Here is a 15,101-nt window from a genome sequence, read left to right as displayed (position 1 = left end):
GTTTGATATTTTAAAGAAATAAAGGGAAGAATTTATAGAGCATTTGAAGGGGGACAGTTAATGGCACAAACAACAAAAAAGGCATTAGCAGCATCACTTAAAAAGCTGTTAACTCAAAAAACATTAGATAAAATTACAGTGATAGATATTGTAGAAGACTGTGAAGTGAATAGACAGACCTTCTACTACCATTTTCAAGATATATATGATTTAGTAGAATGGATTTTTGCTACAGATGCAGCTAAGGCACTTGATGGCAAAAAAACGTATAATACTTGGCAGCAAGGCTTTTTGCAAATCTTTGAGTATGTATTAGAGAATAAGGAACTAGTTATGAATACCTATCATTCTGTAAGGCGTGATCAATTAGAGCATTATCTTTATGATGTCACTTATGGCTTATTGATTGGCGTAGTAGAAGAAAAAGCAGTAGGAATGAAAGTGCGTGAAGAAGATAAGCAGGCTATAGCACATTTTTATAAGTTTGGTTTTGTGGGCTTGATGTTAGAATGGATTAGTAGTGGTATGAAAGAAGATCCTGAGCATATTATTGAGCAGCTTAGTATTTTGATGAAGGGCAATATTACGAGATCCCTTGAAAAATACCGTAGTGACCATCAAATCTAGACAGATCACCTAGAATGTATAAATTATGGGTGTTCCAGAGTATTTGGTTCTTGCTATGATGTACGTGTGTTATTAGATTCTACTTCAAAAAGGATGGATGGCAAAAAACTTACAGACATTAAGCTACCATTTTTAGCAGGGCTTGTAGAAAAAGCTAGTTTAAAGAAAATCCAAGGAACGATCATCGAGGAGTTACTTGAAAGATACCACTTAATTTAAGGTTATAATAAAAGGGACTTTCGCATCATTAATACTTGTAAAGTCCACCGAATAAAAGACCTATGAAGCTAGAGATTTCAACTAGTTTCATAGGTCTTTTTGATAGACATCAAATGGGCCTAAGCCTATAATTTGCTTAAGATAGCTTACATAAGCAATTAAGAAATAAGAAGGTTTTGAAAGAACTATTACTTTAAAAGAATACCACTAAAGAAAATATCTTTAATGGAGAGATCTTTTTTGAGTATAACAAGATGAGCAATCTTACCAGGAGTGATACTACCATAGTTTTTTTCAATACCAATAGCACGAGCTGGGTTGAGTGTAGCTGCTTTAATAGCACTTTCTATAGGTATTCCCATGCTAATGGCAATCCGCAAACAGTCCATTAAATGAGTTGCACTACCTGCAATGGCACCATCTTTAAGGGTAGCTAAATTTTTAGTTACTGTGACAGCTTGCCCACCTAAGCTATAAGTGCCACTAGGCATACCACAGGCCATCATACTGTCGCTAATTAATATAACACGGTCATCACCAAAGAGTTTGAAGGTCGAACGAACTACAGAAGGGTGGATATGAATACCATCGCAAATAAGTTCAACCATACAATGAGGTGTGTCAAAAGCTGCCCCTATTACACCAGGAGCACGATGAGAAAAGGCTGGCATAGCATTATAAAGATGAGTCACATGATTAGCACCAGCTTCAAAAGCTTTTAGTGAAGTAGCATAGTCAGCGGTGGTATGAGCAATAGAAAAAGAGACTTGATTTTTAAAGGCACTAATACATTCATAGGCTCCGGCTTCTTCAGGGGCAATAGCTACTAATTTAATTAAATGATTAGAGGCTTCTAATAACCTAGAAAGCATAGCCTGATCTGGACAACGAAGGTAAGATGGATTTTGTGCTCCTTTTTTTGCATAAGAAAGGAAGGGACCTTCTAGATTGATGCCGCATATGGTTGCACCGAGGGTCTTTGGTGTATAGTTAGCAGCATGTTGGCAAATTTTAAGTAGGCTTTCCTCTGGCAATGTCATAGTGGCAGGACAAATGGTTGTTATACCTTGGCTTAATTCATAAGTAGTAATTGCTTCTAGCGCTTCATCTGTGCCATCACAAAAGTCATATCCCATACAACCATGAAAGTGTATATCAGTTAAGCCTGGAATGATATAACAGTCTGAAGCATCATATGAGTCAGAAGATAGTGAGGAATGAAATGAGCGTGATTCTTCAAGTCTAGAGATTTTATCCTTCGAAATGAGTATATCCTTTTTTTCAAATAAGCAAGAATCAGTAAAAACAAGGCCATTTTTTATAAGCATAATCATTCTCCTTATCATAGTATTTACCTTGTAACTATGATAGCAATTGAAAAAAGGGACTTCAAGCTTTATCTCATGACTAGACAAAAAGAGATAAAAACACAGGATTATTATATTGGTATAATACAGTATTTGCTGCTGAAAATATAAATTACAGGAAATGGTATTATGTTGACAAATATATTAAAAAAAGTTATGATAAATAAAACTTTGAAAGTCAAAGTAAATATAAAACGAATAAAGATAAGTAAAAATAGATAGATTAATAATTAAGAAAGAATTCATGAGGGAAGGGCATTCAGATGATTAGAATTATTACAGACAGTACATGTGATTTAACAAAAGCAGATCAGGAGAAACTAGGCATTACCGTTATTCCATTACAAGTCTTATTTGGAACAACTCATTATACAGATGGTATTGATTTATCAGTTGAAGCATTTTATCAGAAGTTAGAAACAGAAAAAGAATTACCAACGACGACTCAGATTAATCCAGATACGTTTATAAATGCATTTGAAGAGTATTTAAAGCAAGGAGATGAAATCATTGCTATTTTACTATCTTCTCATTTAAGCGGGACTTATCAATCAGCAGTGATTGCTAAAGAGATGCTAGAAACAGACAAAATTCATCTGATAGATTCTCAAAATGTAACACTTGGTTTAGCATTATTAGTAGGTGAAGCTTCTAAATTAAGAGATCAAGGATTAAGTGCAAGTGAGATTGTAGAAGAGATAGAACTACTCAAAAATAAAGTAAAGCTAATTGCTATTGTAGATACACTTAAGTATTTACAAAAGGGCGGTAGAATTTCAGCGGCAAGTGCAGTAGTAGGAACTGCACTTGGTATTAAGCCTATTGTACAAGTAAAAGACGGTATTGTTCAGGTATTAGGAAAAGAACGTGGACAGAAAAAAATGTATAAGTTTATTGCTCATTATTTAGAAGAACATCAAATAGATACTCAGTACTGCGTAGTGTTTGCTCATTCTATGGCGGAAACATCACTTAAATCGCTGAAAGAAATGATTGAAGAAAAGTATAATATTAATGATAACCGCACGGTATGCATTGGAAGCACAGTGGGAACACATGTAGGACCAGGGGCAGTAGGTGTGGCGTTTATAGCCAAATAAAAAGGACTAATAAAGCAAGAAATCCTATGCTGTGTATAATCGGCATAGGATTTCTTTTCATATTCACTTCTATACCGCTATTATATATATAAAACACTAAAGTTAGAATATTCTAAGATGAAATATTAATTGATTGAGAGAAAAAAGTAAAGCAATTAATGAGTATAAAGTTAATAAAATTTAAATAAATTGTCTTATCTTAGGAGGTATGATATATTAGAATGAAAATTAATAAAAAATATAGATTAATCAATAAATAAAAGACGGAAGAAGGATCTCGATGTTTAGCGCATTAAAAAACAGATTATACGATAGTTCAAAGATTGATAGCGATAATAAGCTATTTAGTAACAAGGCATTATGGGTATTATTATTCCCTATTATTATAGAACAGCTTTTAAACTCTTTTATGGGTATGGCTGATACCATGATGGTTAGTAATGTAGGGAGTTCCGCTATATCGGCAGTTTCTTTGGTGGATTCTATTAATGTTTTAGTGATTCAAGTCTTTTCAGCTATGGCAACTGGTGCTACCATTATTTGTTCACAGTTTCTAGGTAGAGGAGATGAAAGGAGAACTAATAAGGCAGCGAGGCAAGTTGTGTTAACAATGGTGGTTATTTCGGTTACATTAACCATTCTTTTAATTAGTTGTCGAAGCTGGCTTCTTAGTTTTATTTTTGGACAAGTCGAGTCTGAGGTTATGGCAGATGCTAAGGTCTATTTTTTGATTACAGTATTATCATATCCGTTTATAGCTTTGTTTAATGCAGGTTCTGCTTTTTATAGAGCCGGAGGTAACTCTAAATTTCCTATGAAAATAGCTGTTGTTTCAAATCTACTTAATATTATAGGCAATATCATTTTAATATTTGGCTTCCATATGGGAGTTGCGGGAGCTGCACTATCTACACTGATTTCAAGGATATTTTGTTGTATGGTCGTATTTTATTTTCTAGGAAAACCTAAGCAACCTATTGTACTTAATGAGTATTTAAAAATAAGACCTGATTTTCCACTGATCGGTATGATTTTATCTGTTGGTGTGCCCGCGGGCATTGAAAATGGTATGTTTCAATTTGGTAAATTAGCTATTCAATCTACCGTGTCTACACTAGGTACAGCTGCTATTGCAGCACAAGCAATGACCAATATTTTAGAAACAGTTAATGGAATAGCTGCAATTGGTATAGGTATTGGGTTAATGACTATAGTTGGGCAGTGTATGGGCGCAGGAAGAAAAGAAGAAGCAAAATATTACATAGTAAAGTTGACAGGCTATGCCGAAGTGGCTATTATTTTATCTTGCTTGTTTGCCATGGCCATTACAAAGCCTATTACCTATCTAGCAGGTATGGAAGCAGAAAGCGCAAAGCTTTGTTTTGAAATGATGATTGCTATAACAATTGTTAAACCTTTTGTATGGGTATTATCTTTTATTCCTGCTTATGGTATGAGAGCAGCAGGAGATGTGAAGTTTTCAATGATTGTATCTACTCTAACCATGTGGTTATGCCGTGTGGCACTATGTGTCTATTTATGTAAGGTATGGGGCTTTGGGCCAATAGCAGTATGGATTGGTATGTTTGCTGATTGGACTATTAGAGGCATTATATTCTCCACAAGATTCTTTAGCGGCAAATGGGCAGAAAAACAAGTGATATAATAAATTGTAGAATTATTTTATATTAGAAGCGTTTATAGATGTAACCCTTTTAGCCACCAAGGGTTACATCTTGTTTATTGTACCATTCTATTGCCCGGGAAAATTGGTCTTTAGAAAACTCAGGCCACATTTCATCTAAGGTATAAAAATCAGCATAAACCGATTGAACAGGAAGTAAACCTGATAAGCGATTTCTTCCACCCCAACGGATAATAAGGTCAATTCTAGAGATATCTTTAGAGCAAAGGCAGTCCATAATGGTATGACGATTAGTAGTATCTGTATGCATATGTCCAAGGTCCCATTCCCAACCGTAATTAACAAGAAAGTTAACTTTAGTGGTTCCGGTGCCAAAAGCAACACGCTCTTTGGTATAAGGAAGTAGCTCACTAGGAAACATAGGAGACTGGGTATTGCCAACAACTAATAAGCGAACATCTTCATTTTTAATAAGATTAATGGCATCTATGCAGGCATCAACAAAGGCTTTAACCTGAACAGGTGGCCTTTTACAATTATCAGTAGTAAAACCATAATAGGTAAGTTCTTCAATACCGTAAGTTTTAGCAAGGCGAAGGGCCTCTACCCCTGGATTTAACCCATGCTCATAGCCTTGGTGCTTTTCAAGACCAGACTCATTAGCCCAGCGTCTATTACCATCAGGAATTATGGCAACATGTTTTGGAATTCTCATAAAGTGTTAAACTCCTTTTTTAGGGTAAGTATTACCAGAAGACAAAAGATTTAATCAGTTAGTAACTTATAGATTTGCCTATTTAGGTCAAGAAATGAGGAGGATCTTTTGTTACAATCATTTTGGGGGATAGGGATGGATATAAGTCCACCTTTACTCCTTTTTATTTTGGGACAATATATGATAGAATACTATTAATAGTTAATTAATTTAGTTTGATAAGAAATCAATAACTATCATGAGGTTGGAGAGCTATATGGAAAAAATATTAATTATAGAAGATAATAAAGATGTCAATTTATTATTAAAAGAAACGCTAATAAGCGAGGGATATGAGGTGATTTCAGCTTTTGATGGGTTAGAGGGAACGAAATTAGCTAAAAGTGGTGAGTTTAACTTGATTCTATTAGATATTATGCTTCCTTATAAAAGTGGTGATGAGATTTTAAAGGAAATTCGTACATGGGGAGATGTGCCGGTTATTATCTTATCAGCTAAAGATATGGTAGGGACTAAAATTGATTTACTTAAATTAGGGGCAGATGACTATATTACCAAGCCATTTGATTTAGGAGAAGTAGCAGCTAGAGTTGCGGTACAGTTAAGGAGAGCACATAAGCAGATGAAAGAGGCAGAAGTGCTGTCTTATAAAGATTTAATCGTAGAGAAAGAAGATAAAAGAGTAACTGTAAATGGGCAAGAAGTAGAATTAACAGCTAAAGAGTATTCAATGTTAGAGTTATTACTTAATAATCCTAATAAGGTATTTTCTAAAGCCAATATTTACGAAGCTGTTTGGAATGAAGAGTATCTAGGGGATGATAATGCAGTCAAAACCCATATGAGTAATTTAAGAAGCAAACTAAAGAAAGTAAATGCAGAAGCAGAATATATAGAGACCGTATGGGGACTGGGCTATAGACTTTATAGAGGGTAAAGAAGAATTAACTTTTTCTTTACCTCTTTCTTATTTTTCTTAACCTTTTCTAAACCTTTTCAGTTTAAACTAAAACTATAAAAGAGTAGCTACTGTTTTTATAGCCTAACAGAAAGGAATTGCCATGAGAGAATATATATTGAAAACATATGGACTTACTAAACGTTATAGCAACTTTATTGCCTTAAATAATGTAGATTTATCTTTAGAGGCAGGGAAAATCTATGGACTAATTGGCCAAAATGGGGCGGGAAAAACAACTTTAATGAGGCTTATTGCAGGATTAAGTATTCAGACTTATGGCGCTATCGAACTATTTGGACACCAAGAAGAACGGCAAAGGCAAGAAGAATTAAAGCGCATAGGTATTTTAATAGAAGAGTCAGGCTTAAATGGTAATATGACAGCCAGAGAGAATTTAAGATATTATCGAATCATGAGGGGAATTCCAGGAAGTGAATTAGAAGAAGAACTTCTTGAAATGGTGGGGCTTAAAGAGTCTCATAAAAAGAAAGTTAAAAATTTTTCACTTGGAATGAAGCAAAGGCTTGGTATTGCTATCAGTTTATTAGGGAATCCTGAACTACTCCTATTAGATGAACCTATTAATGGTCTAGATCCAGTAGGCATTGTAGAAGTACGTGGATTGATTAAAAAAATCAGTGAGGAAAGGCATGTAGCCGTTCTTATCTCAAGCCATAATTTACCGGAGCTTTATCAGACCTGTACAGACTACATTATTATAGATCAAGGAGAAATTAAAAAAATACTAACGCAGGAGAACCTAGAGGAAGAATGCCAGCACCATTTACTCATTAAGTGTGAGAAAGTAGAAGCTCTAGTAGCGGTATTAGAAATGAAGCTAGGAACTACAAGATTCAAAGTAATGCCTGATAGAAGTGTTAAGCTTTATGATTATTTAGATCAAAGAGAGAAGGTAATGAGAACCCTTTTTGAAAATAACATCTTACCTACTCATTTTGCTTTAAGTGGAGATACATTAGAAAGTTACTTTTTATCTGTTATAAGGGGGGAACAAGGTGTTTAATTTAATTGCAGCGGATTTATTTAAGCTTCGTAAATTAATAGCAGTTAAAGTAAGTATACTCTCTTGCATGATAAGTGCAGCTTCCTTAACTATAATGAGCTATGGGATTTCCAAGGGTTTTATAAGTGAAGCAATAAGTGGAGATCTTTCGGGATTAACAGAAATCATGATGATTTCCCTTTTTGGTTCATTGATGGCAGGAGTTGTTATATGTCAAGATTTCGAAGATAAAAGCATGCATCATGTGATTTCAGCAGGAGTAGGAAGAAGTACGATTGTGAGAAGTAAATTCATTACTTTTGGACTCATGATAGCCATTTTATTATTACCCTACTTATTGACTACTTTAGTAGCAATGATAATAGGTGTATCTTTGCCGGACAAGATTGTTGTGTCTACTTTTCTCAAATGCCTAGCAGATGCTAATGGGCAAGCAATAAGTGGTGTACAAATAGGAAAATTAGTCATTATTTATATAGCAACTGTAGTGGTATATGTAGCGAGATTAAGTATATGTATTCCGTTTGCTTTGATTATTAAAAAGCAGATATTTGTTATGATTGGAGGTTTTGTAGGATGTGGATTAATAGATATTGTTGTGGGCCTATTAGGAGAACTTCCTATTTTTTCAATTTTACTGGGTTACACACCTTATTCTAGAATTTATATGATTTTAGGCTTGGAGACGAATATTGCGGTGTTAATAAAAGCTATCATAGTTAATTTGATATTTATTTTTATTATGGGTGTCATAAGCTGCAAAATTTTTAAAAGAGTTGAGGTTAAGTAAGGAAGCTTGGGAAAAGGATGGAGGAACATATGGCTTATTTGATAGGAATATTAATAACAATCATCATCTTGCTGCTAGGTTATATTGGAGTAATAGAAATGCAGATTAGAAGTATGAGTGAGCAGCTAGAAAGAAGACTAAAGGCGCATACACGTCAAAATATAAGCGTGCAGCTAGTCAGTAAAAACTTAAATCAATTGGTGATTTGCATTAATAAGTGCCTAAAGGCAGAAGAAAACTTACGTTTAAAAAGCATGCAAGAAGAAAAGCAATTTAAAGAAATGATTGCTAATATTTCTCATGATCTAAGAACACCTCTTACGGCCATTCAAGGCTATCAGCAGCTTCTTGAAAAAGGAGAACTCAGCGAAGAACAAAGAAAAAGGTTAGCAGTTGCCAGAAAACATAGTGAAGAACTAAAAGGTTTGATAGATCACTTTTTCGAATATGCTTATCTTTTAAATACACAGCCAGAAATAAAATTAAAGCGTATCAATTTAACGGGGCTAGTAACCGATTGTTTAATTGCTTCTATCACAAGTTTTGAAGAAGCGAATAAGCCTCTTGAGTTTGAGGAAACAGCACCTGTTTATGTAGAAGCAGATGAAGAAATGGTAACTAGAATTGTGCAAAATCTTATTCGCAATAGTGTAGAGCATTCAGAAGGAACTATAAAAGTAGAGGTTTTAAGTAATAAAGAAGGAATACTTCGTTTCATCAATCCCGTTAGGGAACCGGAAAAAATAGATATCCAGAGATTATTTGAAAGATTTTATTCTGGGGATGAGGCCAGAAGCCGTATGGGAGGGCTTGGCTTATCTATAGTCAAATTATTAGCAGAGCAAATGAAGGGGAACGTTACTGCTGAAATAAAAGGAGATTTACTTGAAATTAAGGTGACATTACCATTAGCGCAATAAGAAGCTTAGGGAGGGATTATAATGATTGCGATTCAAACAAAGAGTTTGACTAAGAAATATGGGAAGAAAACAGCTGTTGATGGACTAAATTTATCAGTGAATCAAGGAGAACTTTTTACTTTATTAGGGGTGAATGGCGCGGGGAAAACAACCGCTATCAAAATGCTTTCTTGTCTTATAAAGCCTACAGAAGGAGATGCTACATTACTTGGTGATAGCATTGTTAAAAGTCAGTATGCGGTAAAAGAGAAAATCAATGTTTCACCACAGGAAACAGCAGTGGCACCTAATTTATCAGTCAAAGAAAATTTAGAGCTTATGGCAAAAATCTATGGATGCAACAAAATAGAGAGTACCCAAAAAGTTGATGAGATGCTACGCATTTTTAGATTAGAGGAAGTGACAAATGATAAAGCGAAGACTTTATCTGGAGGCATTCAAAGAAGACTGAGTATTGCCATGGCACTTATTTCAGAACCGAAAATATTATTTTTAGATGAGCCTACATTGGGGTTAGATGTTTTATCAAGAAGAGAACTTTGGAGTGTCATTCAACATCTAAAGGGGAAAATTACGATTATTTTAACCACTCATTATATGGAAGAGGTAGAAGCACTCTCAGATCGTGTAGGCATTATGGCAAATGGAAAAATGAGAGCCATAGGAACAGTGGAGACTTTAAAGGAACAAACACATACAAAGAGTTTGGAAGAAGCCTTTGTATCCATTGCAACTATAGAGGGGGGAAAACAATGAGAGTATTTGCTTTTACATCACGAAATAGAAAAGAAATTTTAAGAGATCGTTTAAATTTGATGTTTGGACTTGGCTTTCCACTTGTGTTGTTGTTTCTTTTATCAGCCATTCAAGCTAACATTCCAGTAGATTTATTTGTAATTCATAAGCTTATTCCAGGCATTGCTGTATTTGGTCTTTCTTTTATCTCACTTTTTTCGGGTATGCTTATTGCCAAAGATAGAGGGACGTCTTTTTTAATGAGACTTTTTACTACTCCACTTACAGCATCTGATTATATTCTTGGCTATACTTTGCCGCTATTACCTATTGCGATTATGCAAAGCTTAATTTGCTTTATAGCTGCATTTTTTCTGGGGTTGGAGATTAGTATGAATGTCGTTTTAGCACTCCTTGTTATGTTACCAACATCTGTTTTATTTATAGGATTTGGCCTTTTAGCAGGTACTTTATTTAATGATAAACAGGTGGGTGCTGTATGTGGGGCACTCTTAACCAACTTAAGTGCTTGGCTTAGTGGAACTTGGTTTGATTTAAGCTTGGTAGGCGGTTGGTTTAAAACAGTTGCTTATGCCATGCCTTTTGCTCATGCTGTAGAGGCGGGAAGAGCCGCTCTAACAGGTAACTATAGTGAGATCATGCCCCATCTGTGGTGGGTGATTGGTTATGCAGTCGTTATTATGGCTGTTGCGATCATCATTTTTAAAAAGAAAATGAATAGTGACCAGATTTAAAAGAGAAAAGAAGTATTAAGTTATAAGGGAAAATGATAATTGTAAGCGAGGAATTACTGCGAATAGGTTCTAAACAAAAAGGAGAGTGTGTTTAACTAGATAACACACTCTCTTTTGATTCTCTAAAATAGGTTGTCAGGTTAATAATGAGGAAATAATTAATAAATTAAGCATAGTTCAAATAGTCAAGTTTTGATAATAGATATCAATTAGATATTGACAATAAATCTCAACTAGAATATACTAAATTTAAGAAAAATGAAAATTATTATCAAGATATAATTTTTATCAAAATAAAGAGGGTGATGATATGCCTTTAACAATGGCAGGTATCGGAGAAAGCAACTTGATTAAGAAAGTTGGCGGTAAAGAAGAAGTAAGGAGATTTTTAGAAAGTTTAGGCTTTGTTATGGGAGGTAAGGTAACAGTAATCTCCAAATTAGATGGCAATGTGATTGTCAATATTAAAGAATCAAGAGTAGCTCTTAATAAAGAAATGGCTAGTAAAATTTTAATATAGAAAGGACGTACTATGAAAACGCTAAAAGAAATGAAATGTGGTGAAACCATTAAGGTAGTTAAGCTTCATGGTATGGGAGCTGTCAAAAGACGTTTGATGGATATGGGACTTACTAAAGGAACAGAGGTTTATGTGAGAAAAGTAGCACCTCTAGGTGATCCTATTGAAGTAACAGTTAGGGGCTATGAACTGTCTCTTAGAAAAGCAGATGCTGAAATGATAGAAGTTGAATAAAGATAGCAGAGGTAGAAGGGAGTAATCAAATGTCAATTAAAATAGCACTTGCCGGTAATCCAAACTGTGGTAAAACAACATTGTTCAATGCTTTAACCGGCTCAAACCAATTTGTAGGAAACTGGCCTGGCGTAACAGTAGAAAAAAAGGAAGGTAAGCTTAAAGGGCATGAAGATGTCATTATCATTGACTTACCAGGTATATATTCTTTATCGCCATATACTTTAGAAGAGGTGGTAGCTAGAAATTACCTCATTAATGAAACGCCAGATGTAATTTTAAACATTGTAGATGGAACAAATTTAGAAAGAAATTTATACCTTTCTACCCAACTTATTGAACTTGGTATACCGGTAGTTATGGCTGTCAATATGATGGATATAGTCAGTAAAAATGGCGATCTCATACATATAGATAAGCTTAGTCAAAAATTAGGATGTCCAGTTGTAGAGATTTCGGCTTTAAAGGGTAAGGGGATTAGTGAAGCTGCTGAAAAAGCAGTTCAGCTAGCAAAAGGTAAAAAAGCAGTTCAAAGAGTCCATGAATTTTCTGCGGAGGTAGAAAATGTACTTACCCATATTGAAAGTAAAATAGCAGATGATGTAAAAGAAAATCAAAGACGATTTTTTGCTATTAAACTTTTAGAACGCGATGAAAAAATAAATAGTTTAATGAATAAAGTACCAGATGTATCTGTAGAGATTAATGGGCTAGAAGAGTCAATGGATGATGATACAGAAAGTATTATTACCAATGAAAGATACCTCTATATTACCTCTATGATTAGTAAGTGCTACGTTAAAAAGAATAGAGATCAACTGAGTGTATCAGATCGCATTGACCGCATTGTAACCAATAGATTTCTAGCACTTCCTATCTTTGCAGTAGTTATGTTTATCGTTTACTATATTTCTGTAACCACAGTGGGAACTATAGCCACTGATTGGGCCAATGATGGTGTATTTGGTGAAGGATGGCAGCTTTTTGGTATGACTATCCCAGGTATTCCAGTTATTATTGAAGCCGGCTTAAATGCTATAGGCTGTGCAGACTGGTTAAAAGGATTAGTCTTAGATGGTATAGTTGGTGGTGTAGGTGCTGTTTTAGGCTTCGTACCACAAATGCTTATTTTATTTATATTCCTTGCCTTCCTTGAGGCTTGTGGTTATATGGCAAGAGTCGCTTTTATTATGGATAGGATCTTTAGAAAGTTCGGTTTATCAGGTAAATCCTTTATTCCTATGTTAATAGGTAGCGGCTGTGGTGTACCAGGAATCATGGCATCACGTACCATTGAAAATGATCGTGATAGAAAAATGACAATCATGACAACGACTTTTATTCCATGTGGTGCAAAGCTTCCTATTATTGCACTTATAGCAGGTGCGTTATTTAATGGCGCATGGTGGGTGGCACCAAGTGCTTATTTTGTAGGCATAGCAGCTATTGTTATTTCGGGTATTATTTTAAAGAAAACAAAAATGTTTGCAGGGGACCCAGCTCCTTTTGTTATGGAACTTCCAGCATATCACTGGCCAACAGTCGGTAATATCTTAAGAAGTATGTGGGAACGTGGTTGGTCCTTTATTAAAAAAGCAGGAACTATTATTTTATTATCGACAGTCATTGTATGGTTTACTTCTAACTTTGGATTGGTAGATGGTAAACTAATCATGGTAGAAGATTTGCAAGATGGCTTTTTAGCAGATTTCGGCAAGCTATTAGCCCCTATTTTTGCTCCTTTAGGTTGGGGAGACTGGAAGTCATCAGTAGCAGCACTTACAGGTTTAGTAGCCAAAGAAAATGTAGTAGGTACCTTCGGAGTATTATATGGTTTCTCAGAAGTAGCAGAAGATGGAACAGAAATTTGGAGCACCCTTGCAGGCCAAATGCCAGCACTTGCAGCTTATTCTTTCTTAGTGTTTAATTTACTTTGTGCACCTTGTTTTGCGGCTATGGGAGCCATCAAACGAGAAATGAATAATAAAAAGTGGTTCTGGTTTGCAATAGGTTATCAAACTGGCCTTGCTTATCTGGCATCATTATGTATTTTCCAAATTGGTCAGCTCATCACCACAGGCGCATTTGGTTTAGGTACAGTAGTGGCTATTGCGGTAATACTCATGGTGATTTATCTAATAGTTAAACCTTACAGTAAAGTAACGAATAGCATACAAACAAATGATTTAAAAGGCTTATAATGTATATAGCAAGGTTTATGATTTAAACAAGAAGGGATGTGTGCATATGGGAACTTTTATAGTGGGCAGTATAGTTGTAGTCATTATGGGAATAGCTATTAGGAGCATTATTAAAGATAGAAAGAATGGCAAGGCGTGTGGCTGCGGTCAAAGTTGTAAAGGTTGCAGTGGACACTGCAATCATTAGAAGCAGGTAGCAAAGGAGACATCTATGAGTAGAGCATGCATTCAATTAGAAGAAATGACCCAAAAGAAATTGGCAAAGCAGTTAGCTTTTCAATGTGCCCCTTTATTAGTGGGCATTAAAGTTTCTAATATCTTTATTGTAAGTATAGAAGATGAAGAGCATGTCAAAGCATTATTTAAAGAAAGTAGGATTTCGTATGATATCCTTTTTAAATGTGAAAAAAGAATAGTGTTTTTCTTGTATCATAAAAAGCATTTACAAAAGCATCTTCTAGAAAGTAAACAACAGCAATTAATGAAGCAATTAGGATATGAGGAAAGTAGCCTAGAAGAAATTTTAAAACAAGTAGCAAGTAGGTATCAATGCTATATGAGTTTCAAACAACAATTCCCCCATGAACTAGGTATACTCCTTGGTTATCCACATGAAGACGTAAAAGCCTTTATAAAGAATGAAGGAAAAGATTGTTTATGTACAGGATATTGGAAAGTTTATTCTAACGTGAATCATGCTAAAAAAATATTTGAAAGCTATGATCAGGCAAAGCAAATGGTATTACAAATGGTTGCAAATGGTATGGATATTAAAGAGATTGTAGAAAAGTATCATGATAAGAAGCAAAGGCCATTGGCTGTTTAAGGTAAAAATAAAGAGGGTGGTAACAGACTGTATTTGAGGCTGTGTACCACTCTTTTAAGTTGGAATATTTAGGAAAATTAGCAGGAAAAGTTGCAAATGATTTGCAATAAGATTATAATAAGGGACAGTAGAGTATAGAAAGGAGGGGACCGAGGTGAGTGAAAAACATAAAAAGATAACAGTCATGCTAGGGTTATTGTTGATTGTTTGTATGTTATTTTCAATTGTGTATATTAATAAAGAAAATCATCATGATTGTACTGGCCAAGGTTGCCCTATATGTTTACAGATTCATGTAGCTAGAGATTTACTTAACAGTATTAAAGGGGCTGTGCTAGGTGCATTATTAATTCAACCATTGTGCCTTATTAGAGTACATATCCAAGCTGGCGTAGCAGTGAATCTTTCTCAGTCATCGCCTATAACCCTTAAAGTAAAACTTCTGAATTGAAATGATGGTGT

18 protein-coding genes are annotated in these 15,101 nt (G+C 34.8%); 16 read left to right on the top strand and 2 right to left on the bottom strand.

What is annotated here, in order from left to right; translation table 11 throughout:
- Window positions 1-60: 60 nt before the first annotated feature.
- Both CLOLE_RS16340 and CLOLE_RS23840 read left to right on the top strand, forming a co-directional pair.
- Window positions 61-627 carry a TetR/AcrR family transcriptional regulator gene (locus CLOLE_RS16340; protein WP_013658240.1) on the top strand — a complete coding sequence of 189 codons (567 nt, stop codon included), beginning with the start codon at window positions 61-63 and terminating at the stop codon, window positions 625-627.
- Between the two features lie 93 nt (window positions 628-720).
- Window positions 721-846 carry a hypothetical protein gene (locus tag CLOLE_RS23840; protein ID WP_270049144.1) on the top strand — a complete coding sequence of 42 codons (126 nt, stop codon included), beginning with the start codon at window positions 721-723 and terminating at the stop codon, window positions 844-846.
- Window positions 847-1,034: 188 nt separating this feature from the next.
- On the opposite strand, the gene nagA is transcribed toward CLOLE_RS23840, so the two are convergent.
- Window positions 1,035-2,174 carry an N-acetylglucosamine-6-phosphate deacetylase gene (gene nagA, locus CLOLE_RS16335; RefSeq protein ID WP_013658239.1) on the bottom strand — a complete coding sequence of 380 codons (1,140 nt, stop codon included), beginning with the start codon at window positions 2,172-2,174 and terminating at the stop codon, window positions 1,035-1,037.
- Window positions 2,175-2,476: 302 nt separating this feature from the next.
- On the opposite strand from nagA, the gene CLOLE_RS16330 reads away from it, so the two are divergent.
- Together CLOLE_RS16330 and CLOLE_RS16325 are read left to right on the top strand one after the other, a co-directional pair.
- Window positions 2,477-3,313 (top strand): DegV family protein, encoded by an 837-nt coding sequence (locus tag CLOLE_RS16330; RefSeq protein WP_013658238.1) that lies wholly within the window; start codon window positions 2,477-2,479, stop codon window positions 3,311-3,313.
- Window positions 3,314-3,593: 280 nt separating this feature from the next.
- A complete protein-coding gene (locus CLOLE_RS16325; RefSeq protein WP_013658237.1) occupies window positions 3,594-4,979 on the top strand; it encodes an MATE family efflux transporter in 1,386 nt (461 codons plus the stop codon).
- Window positions 4,980-5,028: 49 nt separating this feature from the next.
- On the opposite strand, the gene uppS is transcribed toward CLOLE_RS16325, so the two are convergent.
- Window positions 5,029-5,673, bottom strand: a complete 645-nt coding sequence (gene uppS, locus CLOLE_RS16320; RefSeq protein ID WP_013658236.1) for a polyprenyl diphosphate synthase — start codon at window positions 5,671-5,673, stop codon at window positions 5,029-5,031.
- 256 nt (window positions 5,674-5,929) lie between these two features.
- On the opposite strand from uppS, the gene CLOLE_RS16315 reads away from it, so the two are divergent.
- The 12 genes from CLOLE_RS16315 (at window position 5,930) to CLOLE_RS16260 (ending at window position 15,090) form a co-directional block, all read left to right on the top strand.
- Complete coding sequence (locus CLOLE_RS16315; protein WP_013658235.1) at window positions 5,930-6,610, top strand: response regulator transcription factor; 681 nt, start codon at window positions 5,930-5,932, stop codon at window positions 6,608-6,610.
- A 139-nt stretch (window positions 6,611-6,749) separates the two neighbouring features.
- Window positions 6,750-7,658 carry an ABC transporter ATP-binding protein gene (locus CLOLE_RS16310; RefSeq protein ID WP_330369278.1) on the top strand — a complete coding sequence of 303 codons (909 nt, stop codon included), beginning with the start codon at window positions 6,750-6,752 and terminating at the stop codon, window positions 7,656-7,658.
- On the top strand, window positions 7,651-8,448 hold the full coding sequence (locus CLOLE_RS16305) for an ABC transporter permease (protein WP_013658233.1): 798 nt from the start codon (window positions 7,651-7,653) through the stop codon (window positions 8,446-8,448). The genes CLOLE_RS16310 and CLOLE_RS16305 overlap by 8 nt, the downstream gene beginning before the upstream one ends.
- 29 nt (window positions 8,449-8,477) lie before the next feature.
- Window positions 8,478-9,368: a sensor histidine kinase gene (locus CLOLE_RS16300; protein WP_013658232.1), complete on the top strand. Its 891-nt coding sequence runs from the start codon at window positions 8,478-8,480 to the stop codon at window positions 9,366-9,368.
- Window positions 9,369-9,389: 21 nt separating this feature from the next.
- Window positions 9,390-10,124, top strand: a complete 735-nt coding sequence (locus CLOLE_RS16295) for an ABC transporter ATP-binding protein (RefSeq protein ID WP_013658231.1) — start codon at window positions 9,390-9,392, stop codon at window positions 10,122-10,124.
- Window positions 10,121-10,858, top strand: coding sequence for an ABC transporter permease (locus tag CLOLE_RS16290; protein ID WP_013658230.1), 738 nt, complete (start codon window positions 10,121-10,123; stop codon window positions 10,856-10,858). Before CLOLE_RS16295 ends, CLOLE_RS16290 begins: the two co-directional genes overlap by 4 nt.
- Before the next feature lie 310 nt (window positions 10,859-11,168).
- On the top strand, window positions 11,169-11,378 hold the full coding sequence (locus CLOLE_RS23445) for a FeoA family protein (protein ID WP_013658229.1): 210 nt from the start codon (window positions 11,169-11,171) through the stop codon (window positions 11,376-11,378).
- Window positions 11,379-11,390: 12 nt separating this feature from the next.
- A complete protein-coding gene (locus tag CLOLE_RS23440; protein WP_013658228.1) occupies window positions 11,391-11,612 on the top strand; it encodes a FeoA family protein in 222 nt (73 codons plus the stop codon).
- A 29-nt stretch (window positions 11,613-11,641) separates the two neighbouring features.
- Window positions 11,642-13,813 (top strand): ferrous iron transport protein B, encoded by a 2,172-nt coding sequence (gene feoB / locus CLOLE_RS16275; RefSeq protein ID WP_013658227.1) that lies wholly within the window; start codon window positions 11,642-11,644, stop codon window positions 13,811-13,813.
- Between the two features lie 46 nt (window positions 13,814-13,859).
- Window positions 13,860-14,000: a FeoB-associated Cys-rich membrane protein gene (locus CLOLE_RS16270; RefSeq protein ID WP_013658226.1), complete on the top strand. Its 141-nt coding sequence runs from the start codon at window positions 13,860-13,862 to the stop codon at window positions 13,998-14,000.
- A 24-nt stretch (window positions 14,001-14,024) separates the two neighbouring features.
- Window positions 14,025-14,639, top strand: a complete 615-nt coding sequence (locus CLOLE_RS16265) for a DUF3793 family protein (protein ID WP_013658225.1) — start codon at window positions 14,025-14,027, stop codon at window positions 14,637-14,639.
- Between the two features lie 154 nt (window positions 14,640-14,793).
- Window positions 14,794-15,090 (top strand): hypothetical protein, encoded by a 297-nt coding sequence (locus tag CLOLE_RS16260; protein ID WP_013658224.1) that lies wholly within the window; start codon window positions 14,794-14,796, stop codon window positions 15,088-15,090.
- Window positions 15,091-15,101 lie beyond the last annotated feature (11 nt).

The organism is Cellulosilyticum lentocellum DSM 5427 (assembly GCF_000178835.2).
GTDB lineage: Bacteria > Bacillota > Clostridia > Lachnospirales > Cellulosilyticaceae > Cellulosilyticum > Cellulosilyticum lentocellum.
This window is presented reverse-complemented; position numbering and strand designations above follow the sequence as displayed.